This window comes from uncultured Anaerotruncus sp., from assembly GCF_902490045.1.
Classification (GTDB): domain Bacteria; phylum Bacillota; class Clostridia; order Oscillospirales; family Ruminococcaceae; genus Anaerotruncus.
Genome location: NZ_CABUCJ010000014.1, coordinates 26,612 through 35,522 on the forward strand (window position 1 = coordinate 26,612; position 8,911 = coordinate 35,522).

The following is an 8,911-nucleotide window of genomic DNA, read 5'->3' on the forward strand; positions in this document are numbered from 1 at the left end:
TCTATGGCAAGAAACGATGGAATTGACCGTACCTTTGCCCGTAACCAGGACTTGCCCACCCTCGACGATGTGGCGAAAGTTCAGGAGCATAACGAGCGAGAAAAAGACAGCTACTCCAATCAAGATATTGATACCACCCAGACCCACCGCAATGTCCACTTCAAGAAACCTACCGACAGCTATGCCGCCATGTTCGATCAGATGATTGCAGATGGTGTTATCTCCACCCGTGGTCTGAAAGCCGATGCGGTGAAATATGGGGAGCTGCTGTTTGATGTAAACTCTGCCTACTTCCACAACCACGGCGGCTATGAATATGCCAAACAGTTCTATGCCGATGCCTACAAAGCCGCCGTGGAGATCGTCGGCGGTGAGCAGTATATCCTATCCGCTGTCATGCACGCTGATGAACGCAACCGGGCAATGACTGAAGCTCTGGGCGAGGATGTGTACCACTACCATCTTCATGTGGTCTATATCCCGGTGGTGGAAAAACAGATTCTATGGTCAAAGCGGTGCAAGGATGAAGCCCTCCGGGGAACAGTAAAGGAAACCATTACACAGGTCAGCCGCAGTAAGAAATGGGAATCCAAACCCGTTCTTGATGAGGACGGCATTCCGATGTTGAACGCAAAAGGGAAAAAGATATTGAGGTCGTCCTACAGTGTTTTGCAGGATGACTTTTTTCATTTTATGCGGGCTACCGGATATACCGATGTGGAGCGTGGAGAGCGTGGCAGCACCGAAGAACATCTGACGGTGACACAGTTCAAGGTACAGGCGGAACAGCAGCGGTTGGAAGCCGTGACCGGACAGGTTGCCGATGCAGAACAGTCCTTGGAGAATACCAGGGTTGCCACTGAAAAACAAAAAAAGAAACTGGAAGCTCTGCAAAAGGAAACAAAGGCAGCAAGGGCAACTGCCCTGACAGTGCAGGACATTGAAGCCATGGGCAAGAGAGCCACATTCGGAAACAATATCACGCTGACACCGGACGAATGCCGTACCCTAAAGGATTATGCAGTCAGCAGTTTCGCAGAGAAAGCGGAAAAGCTGAAATACAAGCAAAAATATGAACAGGCAGAAAAGAGTGCGTCCGTTTGGAAGCGCCGCTTTGAAGCCCTGAACGAAAAATATTTGGAACTCAAAAAGAAAGCCCAGCCCTATCTGGATGCACTGGAAATCGCTTCCGAAAGGGTTCGGGCTTTTCTTGATGTTGTCCTCAGTAGAGAAAAGGAAACACAGGAACACAAGCAGCCTGCCCGCAAGCGTGGGCAGGATATGGAAATTTGACGGAGGAATTGCCTATTGAAGAAATACTATGAGGAAGCGAAATATAATGCGGCATTTGACCGCTGTGTGGATGTTATGACCCAGCTGCTCCAGAAATACGGGCATCAGGTTTTGGATAAATTAGATCAGGATACTTCGCAAATGGCGGATTGCTCTGAGGACGATAAGCAAGCGCAGTCTTTAACGGATAAGGCTGCGTAAAAATTTACAATTTACACGTTGCGTAATCGCTATGGCTATGCTATAATAATTACGCAACGTGTATTTTGTTTATGGAGAAAAGCGAATGGATTGTAAGAACAGAATTATAAAGTTGAGGGAAAGTACAGGATTGAACCGGAAGGACTTTTGCAAGCTGGTTCATATCCCATACCGGACTATGACCGAGTGGGAACTGGACAACCGCCATGCACCGGACTATGTGCTTTGGCTTTTGGAGTATTATATCCGCAACGAGGGACTTGTGGTAAAAGAAATAAACGAGGGAGGTGGAGATTCTGAAAAAGAAGCAACTTAAATGTTATCTATATACGAGAGTGTCCACCTCCATGCAAGTAGATGGTTACAGCTTAGATGCCCAGCGGGACAAGCTGCGGAAGTATGCGGCATACGAGGATATGATCGTTGCCGGGGAGTATTCTGACGAGGGATTTTCCGGCAAGAACATCCAAGGGCGGCAGGAGTTTCAACGGATGCTGAATGACATCCAGGACGGCAAAGACGGCGTTTCCTATGTGCTTGTTTTTAAACTCTCCCGATTTGGTAGAAATGCAGCGGATGTATTGAACTCCTTGCAGCTCATGCAGGATTTTGGTGTCAATCTGATTTGCGTAGAAGATGGTATTGACAGTTCCAAGGATGCCGGTAAGCTGATGATCTCTGTGCTGTCTGCTGTGGCAGAAATTGAGCGAGAGAACATCCGCTCACAGACAATGGCAGGACGGGAGCAAAAGGCTCGTGAGGGCAAATGGAACGGCGGTTTTGCTCCCTATGGATACAAACTGGAAAACGGAAACCTTGTCATTGCAGAGGATGAAGTTGAGGTAATCCGTGTCATTTATGACCGCTATATCCATACCAACGAGGGCGTTGCCGGAGTTGCCAAATATCTTAATCGCAACGGATTTGTGAAGAAGCTGCGGCAGAATAACACCATCCCCGGCTTTTCAAGAAACTTCGTGCAGGACGTACTGGACAATCCCGTTTACATGGGCAAAATTGCTTATGGCAGACGGAGAACCGAGAAGAAGCAAGGTACAAGAAACGAGATGCACGTAGTCGAGCAGTCGGAGTTTCCTGTTTACGATGGTCAGCACGAAGCCATCATTTCCGAAGAAGATTGGTATCTGGCACAGGAAAAGCGCAAGATCAATTCTTTCAAGCGGGAAAAGGTCAACAATCCAGACCATGCACACATCTTGTCCGGTATCTTGAAATGCCCATGCTGCGGCAAGAGTATGTACGGAAATATTGCCAAGGCTCACAGCAAGGACAAGAAAACCCGGTATTATTACTACTGCAAAAACACGGTTACGCCTACCGGACATGAGTGCAGCTTCCGTCTGAATATCGAGCAGACTGAAATCAACAAATTTGTGGCGAAGGTCATTTCCGCTATGGTCAACAATCCCCGATTTGTTGAAGCAATTCAAGCGAAAATCGGAACGGCGGTTGATACAGAGGATATGGAAAAGCAGATCGCCGTCCTGCAAGGGCAGCTAAAGCAAGCTTTTGGCACAAAAAGCCGTTTGGAGCGTCAAATGGATACCTTGGACATCAATGATGCCCACTATGACAGAAAAATTTTGGACTTGCAGCGCCGCTACGATGAGCAGTATGATACCATAGAGGAAATTGAAGTTCAGATTGGAGAATTGCAAAGTCAGATACGCAGTATCCAGCAGGAGAAAATATCCGGTGATAACATTTATCGGCTCTTACTGGCATTTGATGAAGTCTACCATTCCGCAACAGAAGCGGAACAGAAAGAGTTTATGAAAGCCTTTATCGAGCGAATTGAGATGTTCCCGGAAAAGAGAAAAGACGGAAGCTGGATAAAGAAGATTGTATTCAATTTCCCTGTGCCTGTTGATGGCGAGGAAGTGAAAGAACTTCCCTTGGAAACTGAAACAACCGTCGAGAGCGTGACGTTGCTGCTGCCTCATGATAAGCAGGAAGCTCAGCGGTGAAATTTGCAGGGGAGATTTTATGTGCCGGGGCGCCTGCTTCAGGAGAGCAAACCAAAACGGAAATACAATCGGACGGTGAACGTGGTGAAACCAGATTCCAGCGTTCTGGAACGCTTCTACGGGGGCGTCGAGGAAAACCGAATACTCACGGCGGTCCGCCGGGGAATGGTGCTCGCCATTCCGGAAATCCTGGTGGGCTCCTTTTCCCTGCTGCTGCTGAGCCTTCCGGTCGGCGGCTGGCAGGCGCTGCTCGACGGGCTGTGGGGCGGGTCGCTCCGGTTGCTGCTGACGGTGGTGCGCGGCGCGACGCTCGGCGTCATCTCGTTGATCATGCTGCTGACGATCAGCTACAGCTACGAGGAGGAGTCGCCTGACGGACGCCGGGGGACCCTCCCCTTCGTCAGCCTCTGCGCCTACCTCGCGTTCACCTACGGACCGGAGGGCTTTACCTTCGCTGCCTTCGAGAGTTCCCGGCTGTTCGGCGCGATCGTGGTGACGATCGTCAGCTGCGCGCTTTTCACCCTGCTTTCCGAGCGGTTTTCCATCCGGATGCGCTCCTACACCGACGGTTCGGACTCCGCCTTCCGGCGATCGATCTCCGCGATCCTGCCCGCCTGTCTGGTGATCGCCCTCTTCGCCCTTCTGGGCGGTCTGCTCACCCGCGCGCTGGGCGGCGCCGACTATTCAGAGGCGTTCTCCGGCTGGTTCGAGGGGCTCTTCCTGAAAATGGGGCGGGGGCTCGACAGCGGCCTGCTCTTTATCCTGCTGATGCACCTGATGTGGTTTTTCGGCATCCACGGGAGCAACGTGCTCGACGGGGTCGCGCACGAGGTCTTCCGCGCGGGCATGGACGTGAACCTCGCCCAGCTCGCGGCCGGGCAGGCCCCCACCGAGATCGCCACCAAGACCTTCTTCGACACCTTTGTGCTCTTCGGCGGCTGTGGAACGCTGCTCTGCCTGGCCGTCGCCATCTTTCTGTGCGACCGGCGCAAAAATGTCCGCGAGCTCTCCAAGATGGCGCTGGTACCGCTGCTCTTCAACATTAACGAGCTGATGATGTTCGGCGTTCCCGTCGTGCTCAATCCCCTCTACCTGCTGCCCTTCCTCTGCACGCCGCTGGTGCTGACGGTCATCAGCTACCTTTCGGTGCTGACGGGGCTGGTGCCCGTCGCGACCCACACGGTCGAGTGGACGACCCCGATCTTTTTGAGCGGCTACGCCGCGACCGGGTCGGTCGCGGGGAGCCTGCTCCAGCTGGTGAACCTCGCGGTCGGCGTGGGCATCTACCTGCCCTTTGTGCGTCTGGCGCAGGCCCGCCAGCTGCGGTCGCTGGAAAAGCAGATGGAGCGGCTGGCCGGGGAGGTCCGGGCCTGCGAGGCGGCGGGGGAACGCCCGGCGCTGCTGGCGCGCGGCGGACAGCTCGGCTCGATGGCGAAGCTGCTGGCGGAGGACCTGCGCTATGCGCTGCGCAGCGGGGACGTTCAGCTCTATTACCAGCCCCAGACCGACGCGCGGGGGCACGTGTGGGGCGCGGAGGCGCTTCTGCGCTGGAGGCATGGGACGGGCGGGTTCGTCTATCCGCCGCTCGCGGCGGAGGGCGGCTTTTCGGACGAGCTGGCCGCGTTCGTCGTGGACACGGCCTGCCGCGATCTGGCGGCGCTCAGCGAGTGGAGCTGCAGGGAACTGGAGATCTCCTGCAACCTGACCGCCGGGCAGCTGACCGCGCCCGGCGCGCCCGAGCTCGTGAAAAAGGCGGTCGAACGCCACCACATTCCGCCGGGGAGGCTCGGCGTGGAATTGACCGAACAGGACGCGCTGTCCGGCGCGCCGCAGATGGCCGAACGGATCGCGGCGCTGCGGGAGGCGGGCGCGCGGATTATCATGGACGATTTCGGCATGGGGCACAATTCGATGCTCTACCTGCAGGACAGCCAGTTCGACATGGTCAAGCTCGACGGCTCGCTCGTGCGGGGGATGACGGACAACCGCCGCACCGGGGAGATCATTTCCACGATCGTGCGGCTGTCCGAATCGCTCGGCTTCCGCGTGGTGGCGGAATATGTGGAGACGCCCGAGCAGCTTGAGGCGCTCGGGACGCTCGGGTGCAGATATTACCAGGGGTACCTCTTCAGCCCCGCGGTCCCGCTTTCCGAGCTGAAAAAATATATCCGGGAGCACTGAGCCGGGCGGGGCGGTCCGGAAATTCGGCGGGGGGCCTTTTGTTCGGGAAAAAGGTATGCTATACTTTTTTCGGCATATCCCAATGTGGCGTAGGAAAGGGCGGTGAAGGAATGCTGGTGTATCTGGCCGCGCTCGAAAGCGAGCAGGAGCGGACGAAATTTGAGCAGGTCTATCTGACCTACCGGCAGGTGATGTTCTATACGGCGAACAGCATCCTGCGCGACCCGCAGCTCGCCGAGGACGCGGTGCATCAGGCGTTCCTGCGCATCCTCGACCACATGCAAAATATTGGCGAGGTGGAGTGTCCCCAAACCAGGAGCTTTGTGGTTATAATTGTAAGGAACATTTCGATCAATCTCTACAACAGCCGCAAAAAGAAGGCGGTGGTCTCGTTCGACGAGCTCGAAAACTGGACGGCGGACACCGCCGCGGTCCCGGTGAACGAGGTGGAGTCGCGCGAGGGCTACATGCACCTGATGAGCCTGATCGACCGGCTGCCGGAGGGCTACCGCAGCGTGCTGATGCTGAAATACGACAACGGCTTTTCGACGGGTGAAATCGCCTCGATGCTGAACCTCAGCGAGGAGAACGTCAAAAAGCGGCTTCAGCGCGCGAAAAAGAAATTGGAGCAGGAGCTCCGGACCGAGGAGGTGAACATATGACAGAGCTTCATGACGACCTGCTGAAAAGGGCTTTCGGCGAGGCGCGCGAACGGATGCTCGCGCAGCTTCCGGACGACGCGGAGCTCGATCATGTGTTCTCCGATGAATTTGAGCAGCGGATGCGGCGGATGATCCGGGCGGAGAAGCGCGGCCCGTGGCAGCGGCGGATGACCGCCTTCGCACGCCGCGCCGCGGTGATCGTGGTGGCGGCCGTGGTCGGCTTTTCCGCCTGCATCATGAGCGTCGACGCGTGGAAGCAGGGCCTCTTCAAGATGGTGGAGGAGAAGTTCCCCGAGTACTCCAGCATCACCTACGAGCCGGTCGACGGCGCCGCCGGCGTTGCGGAGTTCACCCTCGCCGAGTACCAGCCCTCCTACCTGCCGGACGGGTACCGCCTGACCGAGCAGATGCTCGCGGACAGTATCAACTGGTCGACCTACACCAACGCGGAGGGGGATATGATCTCCTTCCAGCAGTCGATACTCGGCGGCGGGACGATGGCGATCAATACCGAGGGCTCCCAGCTCGAGGAGTTCGACCTGGGCGGCGAGACCGCCTATAAGATGGATAACCGCGGCAGCCAGTTCGTGCTGTGGAACGACAACCAGTATTCCTATATGGTGCTCACCAACGATATGACCCTCGACGAGGCGGTGCGGATCGCCGCGTCGATCCGGCTCTATCCGTCCGACGCGCCCCACCCGCCCCACCTGCCGGTCGACCAGGGGCAGCTTCCCGACCCCTACTCGCCCGAGGAGGCGGCGGAAAACGGCGACGTCGTGATCAGCGGCGGAAAAATTGAAAACGTACAGGCGCTCGAAGCGCTCTTCAACGCGCAGCAGGCCAGCCCCGCGCAGTGGACGCAGCTCATCGTCCGCGTGACGGATTTCGACGGGGGCGGCCCGATCATCCGCGACCTCTACTTTGACGGCTTCCGCGTCCACTGCGACGAGGACAACACCCGCACCGAAGGCCAGGAAAAGAACACCTACAGCGGCTACACCTTCGCGAAGCTGGTCCGGGAGACGAAGGACGGCGTCACGGCCGTCTGCGGCATCGACGACTATACCGGCGACCGGATGGAGCTGTTTTGCTACAACGAGACGAAATAGGCTTCCCACACCAGAGGACGGCGTTCCGCCAGGGAGGACAACAGGATGAAACGCATTTTACAGAAAATTTCGGGAGCAGCGCTTGCGCTGCTCCTGCTTGCATCAGCGGGCCTGCCCGCGTCGGCGCTGATCAAATCGCCGCCCGCGCGGCAGGAGCTCCCGGAGCTGACGCTGGCCTACGGCGCGGAGCGCGCCACGGCGGCGACCGGCGGCTATCAGTGGGACCGCGGCGACGGCTCGACGGAGGACGCGGACGCGCCGCACCCGCTCGACGAGGGCTACCGGATGCCGATCCTGCTGCGGCGCGTGAGCGTCGGGCGGATCGACCTGTCGTTCGGCCTGCGTCCCGAAAAGGTCACCGTCAGCCGCTGGGATCTCTCCGACCGCGGAAAATTCGACGCGGAACCCCAGAAGCAGGCGCTGCGGGACCTGCGGATCGAGGTTCCCGGCACGGGCTCCTACATCTATGAGGTCGCCGCCGAGTGGGAGCAGGGAAGCGTCTCCTACACCTTTGAATTCGGCCTCGCTTCGGACAGCACCCGCATGGCGCTCGCCGACCTGCCGGAGGCTTACCCGGCGGAAACGGCGCTCGCCAACGGGGACGTCGTCTCCCGCGAAGGCGCGTCCGCGCTGGGCAACCGCGAAAAGCTCGACACCTTCCTTTCGGGGGTGGAGAGCAAAACGCCGGCATCGGTGCGCGTCGCCTCCTATGGGGAGACGGGCGGGCCGATCGTCTACGACCTCGCCTTCGACGGGAAGGAAATTCTCTGCACGGTCGACCGCACCCGGGACGAAAACCTTGCGGACGACCTGCGCGGGATCACCGAACGGGTGTATGCCTCGGCGGCCGTCGAGTGGGAGCACAGCGTCGATTCGGGCGGAAGCACCGCCTATCTGCGCCTGTCCGGCGCGTCGGGCGGAAAGCTGACGGTGGCGCAGTTCATCCCGATCGAGATGGCGGCGGAGGAGGAGAGCTTCCCCGAGGGGACCGAGCGGATTTCCGTTTCGATCCGGAACAACACGGGGGATGAGGCGGGCTTTGACGCGGTGTTCGCGCTCGAGGCGTACCTGAAGGAAAAATGGACCGCGGTTCCCTTCGACGGGGCGTTTGACGACTGGGCGGGCGTCCTGCCCGCCGGGAGCGAGGCCTCCTGCGAGGTGGACCTCTCCCAGGTGGGGGAGACGCTCGTCCCGGCGCAATACCGCGTCGTCAAGCTCCTGCGCTGCGGAAGTCGCAGCCTGCGGGTGTCCGCGCCCTTCACGGTCACCGAGCCCGCCGACCGGCTGGCGCTCGAAAAGCCGATGGAGATCGGCATCATGATCGGAAACGGCAAGCGGATGACCGCCGCGACGCTGACCCGGCGCGGGCGGTATGAGGAGGTTTCGCCCGTCACCTACGTGATGAACGAGCTGGGGCGGTTCCGCCCGGTGCCCGACGGCTGGCGGCTGGGCGGCGCGGCGGAGACGGGCGGCG

8 protein-coding genes are annotated in these 8,911 nt (G+C 58.3%); all 8 read left to right on the top strand.

Annotation, left to right across the window (positions count from 1 at the left end; all coding sequences use genetic code 11):
• Positions 1-3: 3 nt before the first annotated feature.
• Positions 4-1,293 carry a plasmid recombination protein gene (locus RDM88_RS02980; RefSeq protein ID WP_308753077.1) on the top strand — a complete coding sequence of 430 codons (1,290 nt, stop codon included), beginning with the start codon at positions 4-6 and terminating at the stop codon, positions 1,291-1,293.
• 15 nt (positions 1,294-1,308) lie between these two features.
• Positions 1,309-1,494 (top strand): hypothetical protein, encoded by a 186-nt coding sequence (locus RDM88_RS02985; protein WP_308753079.1) that lies wholly within the window; start codon positions 1,309-1,311, stop codon positions 1,492-1,494.
• 85 nt (positions 1,495-1,579) lie between these two features.
• Entirely contained in the window at positions 1,580-1,810 is a 231-nt protein-coding gene (locus RDM88_RS02990; protein ID WP_308753081.1) for a helix-turn-helix transcriptional regulator, read from the top strand.
• Positions 1,791-3,482, top strand: coding sequence for a recombinase family protein (locus RDM88_RS02995; protein WP_374045402.1), 1,692 nt, complete (start codon positions 1,791-1,793; stop codon positions 3,480-3,482). The genes RDM88_RS02990 and RDM88_RS02995 overlap by 20 nt, the downstream gene beginning before the upstream one ends.
• Before the next feature lie 84 nt (positions 3,483-3,566).
• Complete coding sequence (locus RDM88_RS03000; protein ID WP_308753085.1) at positions 3,567-5,663, top strand: EAL domain-containing protein; 2,097 nt, start codon at positions 3,567-3,569, stop codon at positions 5,661-5,663.
• A gap of 110 nt (positions 5,664-5,773) precedes the next feature.
• Positions 5,774-6,325 (top strand): RNA polymerase sigma factor, encoded by a 552-nt coding sequence (locus RDM88_RS03005; protein WP_308753087.1) that lies wholly within the window; start codon positions 5,774-5,776, stop codon positions 6,323-6,325.
• On the top strand, positions 6,322-7,437 hold the full coding sequence (locus RDM88_RS03010) for a DUF4367 domain-containing protein (RefSeq protein WP_308753089.1): 1,116 nt from the start codon (positions 6,322-6,324) through the stop codon (positions 7,435-7,437). The genes RDM88_RS03005 and RDM88_RS03010 overlap by 4 nt, the downstream gene beginning before the upstream one ends.
• A gap of 45 nt (positions 7,438-7,482) precedes the next feature.
• A partial coding sequence (locus tag RDM88_RS03015) for an immunoglobulin-like domain-containing protein (RefSeq protein ID WP_308753091.1) occupies positions 7,483-8,911 on the top strand: 1,429 nt, incomplete at its 3' end.

What these genes read in the sequence shown, in the direction of transcription:
- RDM88_RS02980 (WP_308753077.1), top strand. Translation starts at nt 4, where the DNA reads ATGGCAAGAAACGATGGAATTGACCGTACCTTTGCCCGTAACCAGGAC.
- RDM88_RS03005 (WP_308753087.1), top strand. Translation starts at nt 5,774, where the DNA reads ATGCTGGTGTATCTGGCCGCGCTCGAAAGCGAGCAGGAGCGGACGAAA.
- RDM88_RS02990 (WP_308753081.1), top strand. Translation starts at nt 1,580, where the DNA reads ATGGATTGTAAGAACAGAATTATAAAGTTGAGGGAAAGTACAGGATTG.
- RDM88_RS03010 (WP_308753089.1), top strand. Translation starts at nt 6,322, where the DNA reads ATGACAGAGCTTCATGACGACCTGCTGAAAAGGGCTTTCGGCGAGGCG.